The 9126-nt window shown below is 38.6% G+C and carries 7 protein-coding genes; all 7 read right to left on the minus strand.

The features are described from left to right. Positions 1-92: 92 nt before the first annotated feature. Complete coding sequence (gene purF, locus ESZ39_RS13530; protein ID WP_146880433.1) at positions 93-1610, minus strand: amidophosphoribosyltransferase; 1518 nt, start codon at positions 1608-1610, stop codon at positions 93-95. Positions 1611-1642: 32 nt separating this feature from the next. Beyond that, positions 1643-2125 (minus strand): CvpA family protein, encoded by a 483-nt coding sequence (locus ESZ39_RS13535; RefSeq protein WP_146880434.1) that lies wholly within the window; start codon positions 2123-2125, stop codon positions 1643-1645. Between the two features lie 71 nt (positions 2126-2196). Then, a complete protein-coding gene (locus tag ESZ39_RS13540; RefSeq protein ID WP_146880435.1) occupies positions 2197-2829 on the minus strand; it encodes an SPOR domain-containing protein in 633 nt (210 codons plus the stop codon). A gap of 18 nt (positions 2830-2847) precedes the next feature. Continuing rightward, a complete protein-coding gene (gene folC, locus ESZ39_RS13545) occupies positions 2848-4122 on the minus strand; it encodes a bifunctional tetrahydrofolate synthase/dihydrofolate synthase (protein WP_146880436.1) in 1275 nt (424 codons plus the stop codon). A gap of 10 nt (positions 4123-4132) precedes the next feature. After that, positions 4133-4990: an acetyl-CoA carboxylase, carboxyltransferase subunit beta gene (accD, locus tag ESZ39_RS13550; protein ID WP_146880437.1), complete on the minus strand. Its 858-nt coding sequence runs from the start codon at positions 4988-4990 to the stop codon at positions 4133-4135. A gap of 147 nt (positions 4991-5137) precedes the next feature. Beyond that, entirely contained in the window at positions 5138-5920 is a 783-nt protein-coding gene (gene truA / locus ESZ39_RS13555) for a tRNA pseudouridine(38-40) synthase TruA (RefSeq protein ID WP_146880438.1), read from the minus strand. A gap of 1247 nt (positions 5921-7167) precedes the next feature. Next, positions 7168-9126, minus strand: a 1959-nt coding sequence (locus ESZ39_RS13560; protein ID WP_317615720.1) for a FimV/HubP family polar landmark protein, incomplete at its 5' end; no start/stop codon positions are given.

Below are 9126 nucleotides of genomic sequence, written 5' to 3' on the forward strand. Positions count from 1 at the left end.
ACATACCGTTCATCCTGAACATAAAAAACCGCTTAGTTAGCGGTTTTTTAATGTCAAAATATTAATATTTTAATATTAAAATATTAATATAATTATTCTGAGCCTTCATTATGCATATCAATAATTGAGTCAGCATTTTTATCAGAGGTTTCTTTAGTGTCATTATTACGCAAAGCGTCTAATCGGTCTAAATAGCTTTGATCAATATCCTTAGTAACATATTCGCCATTAAAAACCGAGGTTTCAAATTCGGTAATATCTGGGTTTTCTGTTGAAACCGCAGCGACTAAATCTTCTAATGTTTGGAAAATTAATTTATCTGCACCGATAAGCTCGCAAATATCGTCCAGTTCACGACCATGAGCAATCAACTCATTGGCACTTGGCATGTCAATGCCGTAAACGTTGGGGAAACGAATCTCTGGTGCCGCTGAAGCGAAATACACTTTTTTAGCGCCCGCAGCACGGGCCATTTCAATAATTTGTCCTGACGTTGTACCACGCACAATAGAATCATCAACTAACAAGACATTTTTGCCCAAAAACTCTGTACCAATGGCGTTAAGCTTGCGGCGTACTGATTTTTTACGCAGCTCTTGTCCCGGCATAATAAAAGTACGGCCAATATAACGATTTTTAACAAAACCTTGGCGGTATGGAATATTAAGATGACGAGCAATTTCTAGTGCCGTATCACAAGACGTTTCTGGGATTGGAATAACAACATCAATATCGATGTCGTCCCATTCTTTAGCGATTTTATCACCCAATTTTTTACCCATTTCAACACGAGAGCCATAAACTGAAATTTTATCAATAGATGAGTCAGGACGAGCAAAATAGACGTATTCAAAAATACACGGGTGAAATGATGGATTTTCAGCACATTGTTGGCTGTGGATTTGACCAGATTCGGTAAAAAATATCGCCTCTCCAGGGGCAACATCACGCACAAACTCAAATTCGTTAGCATCAAGTGCTACCGATTCAGACGCCACCATGTATTCAACACCTGATGGTGTTTCGCGCTTACCAAATACCAAAGGACGAATACCATTAGGATCACGAAATGCCACCATGCCGTAACCGATAATCAAGGCAACGGTGGCATAAGCACCACGAACACGTTTGTGAACCTTGCTTACCGCTTTAAAAATATCACTTGGGTCTAGGGTATGTTGCTCTGAATTTTGTAGTTCGTGACCTAAAATATTTAATAATAATTCAGAGTCAGATGTCGTATTAACATGTCGACGCGCTTCTGTATTAAGCCATAACTTTAATTCTTCGGCATTGGTTAAATTGCCGTTATGCGCTAGGGAAATACCAAAAGGTGAGTTGGCATAAAATGGCTGCGCTTCTGATGAACTTGATGTTCCTGCTGTTGGATAGCGAATATGACCAATACCCATATTACCTTGTAGACGTAACATATGACGGGTATGAAAAACATCTTTCACCAAACCGTTACCTTTTCGCAACCTAAAGGTATTATCGTGAATAGTCACGATACCTGCTGCGTCTTGGCCACGATGTTGTAATACCGTTAAACCATCATATAAAGCTGTAACAACGGGTGTTTTACCGACAATACCAACAATACCACACATGAATTTCTTCTCCGACGAACTAAGTTTAAATACTAAGCTAAAAAACTTGAAGATTGTTTGAGATATTCAAAAAACCATTCAACTATTAATGTAAATTCTGGAACTAATTGCGAACTCTGCCACCATGTTCTAGAGGAAGCGGGTGTAAACGCATCCATAAAAAATAATACCGCAGCTATAATTAATACACCTCTTAACGCCCCGAATACGATACCCAGTACCCTATCGGTACCAGACAAACCGGTTTTGCTAACAAGTTGACCAATGATGTAATTAATAAGCGCACCTAAAATTAAGGTGGAGATAAATAAAATGGTAATCGAGGCGGCGTTACGCAGCAGTTGATCAGAAATATTGGTGAGTTGGGTCGATAAGTTAACATAGAAGCTGCTAGCAACAAAAAATGCACTGATCCAGACAATTAATGACACAGCTTCTTTGACAAAGCCACGCACTAAGCTAATTAAAGCTGAAATGCCAATGACAGCCAAAATGGTATAATCTATCCAAACCATAAATCGAATATTCTCATTGATTAGAGGCGCGCATTCTATCAGAAGGCGGCTAGGATTTACTATTAATTTTATTATTTAGCTGGATAAAAGCGAGCCACTTTACCTTGCACATTAGTCAATTTTTTCAACGCAGATAGCTGTGCTTCCAACGATGACTTAATCAATTCAGGCCCAATACACACTTTGGTCAAGTTACCATTTTTAGTTTTAATAGGCTTAGTAAAAGCGGTATAGCCTGCTTTTTGTAATTTACTCAGTAATGCATCAACATTATTTTGATGACGAAAACTGCCCAATTGAATGACCCAAGCCTGTTGAGGTATCGCTTTGCTAGGTGCTGTTTTTATAGTTTCAGCCACTAAGGTTTTTACTGACACGACTGCCGGCGCAGCTGAGAAAACCGGTTCTTTAGATAAAGTAGACACCGTAATACCTTTTTCCTTAAGGGCTTTTGCCGAGTCGATAACACTTTGATCATCCAGTGCAAGTTCATCAGAAATAGGCTCTGTTGGCAAATTAGCCAGTTTTTCTTCTGGAAATTTTTTATTGGCTTGTGGGAAATCTACCTGAGGCGTGTTTGGAATAGCCTCAAAGTTATCTTGGTAAGTTTTTTTGTCACCATCAAGTACATCTGGTAAGAATATAATAGCGATAGCAGCAACAATAATGGTACCAACTAAACGATTTTGAAATGGTGTAGACAAATTAGACTCCAAGCATGGCTAAACTAACAAACGTCTTATTTCAGCAACTGTATAGAAAGATCCGAAAACCAGAATAAGATCAGTTGCTTTTGCATTCTTTTTAGCCATTTTAAATGCCTGAGAGACATTGTCAAAGCAATTCACCTTAGCGCTGTCTATTTGTGTAGATTCAACGATGTTTTTTGCTTTACAGCCTCGGTGAACATCAAGCGTGCCAATATACCATTGGGTAACTTCTGGCAATAATGGCGCTACGGTGTTGGTAGCATCTTTATCTACCAACATGCCGAGTACAGCATGAACCTTAGGATAATTTAACTGCTGCAATTGCGCCGCTAAATATCGTGCTGCTTGTGGGTTGTGACCAACATCTAAAATAACGTCACAATCGAGGGTGAATTTCTCCATTCTCCCCGCAACTTTTGTTTGAGCAATAATCTGATTAATAAATGCACTATCTAACAATAAGCTGAGTTTATCAGCTAAAACACTTAACACCATAATCGCTGTGGCAACATTATCTTGAGGAATATTGCAGCAACTCAGTGCTGAAAACTTACGGTCACCACTGTGCCAATGCCAAATGTTATTATGACCTTGTTCAACAGTAAAGTTTTGCTCACGATAATAAGCTACAGCGTCAATATCATTGGCATGAGCGACTAGTGTGCTAGGGGGGTTAGTATCACCTACCACCACCACTTTATTTGCCCGCATTATGCCCGCTTTTTCAAAACCAATAGCTGCTCGCGTGTTACCCAAAAATGCTTGGTGATCTAAATCAATGGTGGTGATTACGGCAATATCGGCGTCGATCATATTGGTAGCGTCTAAACGCCCACCTAAGCCAACTTCAAGAATAATGACCTCGGGCTGTTCTGCCATTAAAACCAACAAGGCGGCTAACGTAGTGTATTCGTAGTAGGTTAGGCTAATATCGCCACGCACGCTTTCTATGGTTTCAAAGGCGCTCACAAGTGCATTGTCACTGACTTCACAGCGATTAACGCGCAAGCGCTCATTAAAACGCTCAATATGAGGTGAAGAGTAAACCGAACAAGTTAAGTTTTGTGCTAAAAACGCATTTTCTAAAAAAGCACAGGTCGTGCCTTTACCATTAGTACCGGCCACCGTGATCACTGTTGACTCGGGAAAAGCGATGTTAAGATTCTTCGCTACTGCGATAATACGCTTTAAGCCAAGATCTATTTCGACAGAGTGAAGGCTCTCTAAATAAGAAAGCCATTCAGTAAGATTTGTTCTTGGTGAATGGCCTTTAATCATTTTTGACATGAGTTTACCGTTAGGCTATTGGGCTATCTTGTCCCATAAACTTAGCAAGCATTCTTGCTAAAGTACTGCGCATTTCGCGGCGATCGACAATGATGTCAATCGCGCCTTTCTCTTTTAAAAACTCACTACGCTGAAAACCTTCAGGTAATTTTTCACGTACTGTTTGTTCAATAACGCGTGGGCCAGCAAAGCCAATTAATGCTTTGGGTTCAGCCACGTTAATATCACCTAACATCGCCAAACTTGCTGAAACACCACCCATCGTTGGATCGGTTAATACCGATATATATGGTAGACCTTTTTCACTCATTTTTGCTAAAGCTGCACTGGTTTTTGCCATTTGCATTAATGAAAATAAGGCTTCTTGCATACGCGCGCCGCCACTGGCAGAAAAACAAACAAAAGGGACATTATTCGCTAAACAGTACTCAACACCTTTAACAAAACGCGCTCCAACAACAGACGCCATTGAGCCGCCTAAGAAGCCGAATTCAAATGCAGCAACAACAATAGGTTGTCCACATAATTCACCTCTCATGACGACTAAGGCATCTTTTTCACCGGTAGTTTTTTTCGCGGCTGAAAGACGATCTTTATAGCGTTTTGAGTCTTTAAATTTGAGAATATCTTGTGCTTCAAATTCTTCACCTAGCTCGACTCGCTCACCTTGGTCAAGAAAGCCATCAATGCGTTTACGTGCAGAGATTCGCATGTGGTGATCACATTTTGGACAAACTGACATCTGTCGGTCTAACTCAACTTTATATAGCACCGCGTTACAGCTAGTACACTTACTCCAAACACCTTCTGGAATATTTCTTTTTTGTGTCGACTTTGCTTTTGGGAGAATCTTTTCAATCCAGCTCATAATATATTTTTGCCTATACACGAAAGATCTAATGATTGTTTAAGATACAACCACTAAATATAAAAATTTTTGCTAATACTATGAATTAAACCATAGAACGCCTACATAATTATAGGAAAAACTGGTCTGTTTACTTCTAATGCTTGATTATAGTAGAAACAATGGTCCTGGATTGCGCTTTGGAATTTCAAACTCCTCAGGGTAATCCACATCAACAAAGTATAGTCCAGCTGATGGTGCTGTAATACCAGCAACACAACGATTTTTTGCCTCTAATACTTCTTTTAGCCAACTCACTGGTTTTAGTTCTTGACCCACTTTCATCAAACTACCGGCAATGTTTCTCACCATATGGTGTAAAAAGGCATTACCTTTAACATCAATAATAATAAACTCACCTTGGCGAGAAACATTACAATGATGTAGCGTACGTATTGGAGAATGTGATTGACAGTGCACCGTTCTAAACGAAGTGAAATCGTGCTGACCCACCAAATATTGTGCTGCTTGGTGCATTAAATTTTCATCAAGTGGAAAATGACAAAAGCTGATACCTGAGCTTAAAATCGCCGACCGTAAACGATTGTTATTAATAATATAACGATACCGTCTAGCCGTTGCGCTAAAGCGCGCATGAAAGTCATCGTTAACCTCTTTCACCCAAGATACCGCAATATCTTTTGGCAGGTTAGTATTAACGCCTAGTGTCCAAGCAACATCTTTACGAACTTTATCAGTTTCAAAATGAATGACTTGATTAGTTGCATTGACCCCAGTATCGGTTCGGCCTGCGCACACTACCTCAATCGGTTCATTAGCTATTTTTGATAAAGCCTTTTCTAATGACTCCTGCACACTAATAACGTTCTTTTGTCTTTGCCAACCGTAGTAGTTACTACCATCGTATTCTATGCCTAAAGCGTAACGCATTTTATCCTCCACTGCTAAGATCACGACATTATCTATTATTTTACTGGTTATTACCAAGTGACTATTGAGTAATGACCATTAAAATAATGAATTATACCCATTTGGTTAATTAAGTGATCACCTTTTTTATGTGAAAAAATGGCTAAATACAAGACATAAAATTTTATAAGCAGTTATTCTACTTATAAAATTTATAACATCGTAGTTTTCATTTTCCCCCTTAAAGATAAACAGGTAATTAATCTACTTAGTATTAATCAACTGGTTATTAATCAACTAAGTATTAATCAACTAAGTATTAATCAACTTAGTACGATATTATACCAATTTGATTAATTAAGTGATCTACTTTTTCATGAGGAAAAATGGATAAATACAAGGCATAAAATTTAGTCAGTAGTTATTCACCTTATAAATTTTATAACGCTATAGTTATTCATTTTAACCATTAAAAATGAGCAGGTAATTAATCAACTTGGTATTAATACCCGTTTCATTAATTATCTGGCCTACTTTATACATAAGGGAAACAGCCAAATACAAGGCATTTACTTTAATAATACCAGTTCCATTAAGTTTGTGATCTTGTTGTGCGCAGGAAAAATAATTCAAGGTAAGGCGCTTGATTGAGCAATAGCTGGCTATTGGGAGTGAGAGCAACACAGCATTGAGCTATTTTAACTAGTACAAGTGAGCAATAACTTAATGGGATTGGTATAACTCGTTGTTCAGAACAATAGGCGCCTGCATTGTCTAATAAGCTCCATCCATGCAGCGATAATGATTAAACAAATAACGTAGTTGTGGGCTGTTTTAACCAGATGAAATAATCAAATAATTAGTGAGATTGGCATAAGGATGTTTGAACATGCGAAATAACACAAAGCTTTATCTCCTGAGTCGCTCTGCTGTTCACATTGATATGATTTATCTATTGGCGCCGTGATCAGTTTCCTAATGGGCTTTGAGGTAAGAGTTTAAGAATTTATATGCCTGCGATCAGTTTGATATGGTAGTAAAACATTAAGAGAATGATAAGCTGTTATCAAGAATAACCATCCTCCTTGCAAAGCCTTGCCTGCCAGTATTTAAGCTTAATCTGAAACGATAAACCTGTGCCTAAAAATCGATTAATCCTCGTAAGGTAATTAATGCAATGGTGCTGTCGATAAAAGCATCAACAAAGGCTGCAAATTGCAGCCTTTAAACTAAGCTAAGCTAAAGAAAGCTTAGATGCTAAATCTTAGTTAGTCTTTTAGTTTGTCTAATAATTGTTGTGCATCAAATTGTTGTTGTGCATCACCCTGCTTAATAACATCAAGTAAAATCACTTCGACGTTATCATCATCACCCATCTCAAGATACACCTTAGCCAAGTCTAATTTTGCTGCGATACCATTGTCATCGTCAATATCGTCTTCGGTAAGATCACCCGAAAATTCAGGAAATTCACTCAAACCGACATCAATATTCATTTTTTCATAAGGTTCACTGGGCTTACCATCTGATAGACTATTAGATAACAAAGAATCTACAGAAATAAAATCTTTATCATTAGTTTTGTTATCCAAATTATCTTCTGCTAGTTTTGTATCTTCCTCTGCTATCTCGAGGTCAAGGTCAAGATCATCACCGATTTCAAAATTATCACTTGATTCCACATTATCACTAGTAGCTTGACTACTCTCTTCTTCAATATTCGCCAATAAATCATCAAAATCTAAGCTATCCAGCTCTTTCATACCATTAACTTCTTCAGCGTTGTTCTTTGTACTGTTTTTAACATCACTGAGTGCTGGGTTGTCATTGCCAGATAATAAATCAGCTAGAACATTGCTATTAGTAAAGTCTGGTGATAATTCCACCATATCATCGCTATCTTTTTCATCATTGAGCAACTTGGCTAACGTTGATTCGTCAAAGTCGCCAGATAAAGCTTGTAAAGTTTCTGCATCCGTAGCCTCAGTAGCTTGCTCTGCCGCTTGATTTTCAGTATTTTTACTCAGTAAGTCACTATCCAATTCTTTATCAAATAGCGTAGTATCAAGAATATCATCACCAATATCTAATGGTGCATCATTCGCTTCAGGAGTTTGGTTGACCTCATCAATCAAAGCGTCAATATCGAAATCAAAATCATCTGAAATTTCTTCATTGCTGGCAGTTAAGTCTTCAGTTTTACTCTCTGAGGATGTGTTTTCTTGTGGCTCAACAACGGCTGCTTCGTCAGCACTCTCATGCGATTGTTCACTGAAGTCAGTGTCTAAAAATGATTGCACATATTCATCAGTAAAATTATTAATCAATGCTATATTTTCATTATCCGATGGGGCTGAAGTATCGATATCGTTATTACTAATATCCTCACTTGCCAATGCTTCAGCTGGATTACTTACTGTTGCTGCTACATCAGGGTCTAAGACTTCACTGCTAGCTTTTTCACCTGTGTCATTGATTGAGTCTAACAAGGCATCAATATCGTCAGGGTCTGACACTTCACTGCTAGCTTCTTCACCCGTGTCATTAATTGAGTCTAACAAGGCATCGATATCATCAGGGTCTGACACTTCACTGCTAGCTTCTTCACCCGTGTCATTAATTGAGTCTAACAAGGCATCGATATCATCTGGGTCTGACACTTCACTGCTAGCTTCTTCACCCGTGTCATTAATTGCATCTAACAAGGCATCGATATCATCTGGGTCTGACACTTCACTGCTAGCTTCTTCACCCGTGTCATTAATTGCATCTAACAAGGCATCGATATCATCAGGGTCTGACACTTCACTGCTAGCTTCTTCACCCGTGTCATTAATTGCATCTAACAAGGCATCGATATCATCAGGGTCTGACACTTCACTGTTAGCTTCTTCACCCGTGTCATTAATTGCATCTAACAAGGCATCAATATCATCTGGGTCTGACACCTCACTGCTAGCTTCTTCACCCGTGTCATTAATTGCATCTAACAAGGCATCGATATCATCTGGATCTGACACTTCACTGCTAGCTTCTTCACCCGTGTTATTGATTGAGTCTAACAAGGCATCGATATCATCTGGGTCTGACACTTCACTGTTAGCTTCTTCACCCGTGTCATTAATTGCATCTAACAAGGCATCGATATCATCTGGGTCTGACACTTCACTGCTAGCTTCTTCACCCGTGTCATTAATTGCATCTAACAAGGCATCAATATCATCTGG

Origin of the sequence: Colwellia sp. C1TZA3, assembly GCF_007954265.1 — a bacterium.
GTDB lineage: Bacteria > Pseudomonadota > Gammaproteobacteria > Enterobacterales > Alteromonadaceae > Cognaticolwellia.